Annotated in this window: 1 pseudogene; it reads right to left on the minus strand. The window is 67.8% G+C overall.

The annotated features are described in order from the left end of the window. Positions 1 to 11 precede the first annotated feature (11 nt). Positions 12 to 261 (minus strand): annotated as a pseudogene (locus ACPYOM_RS22840) (hypothetical protein); the annotation flags it as partial.

Below are 261 nucleotides of genomic sequence, written 5' to 3' on the forward strand. Positions count from 1 at the left end.
CGTCGGCAGCGTCAGATGTGTATAAGAGACAGGAGCTCCGCCAACGACAGGTGCGTCCGGCTGGCGAGGGGGTGACCCGCGGGCAGGATGACCACCTGCCGTTCGGTGTGCAGATCCTCGCTGTCGAACCCGGTGGTCGTGTCGTAGGGCCTGTCTCTTATACACATCTCCGAGCCCACGAGACGCGTAGTAATCTGGGGGGCGGTGTTTTTTTTTGGGGGGGGGGGGGGGGGGGGGGGGGGGGGGGGGGGGGGGGGGGGG

It is taken from the genome of Monashia sp. HAY1-2A, assembly GCF_056755315.1.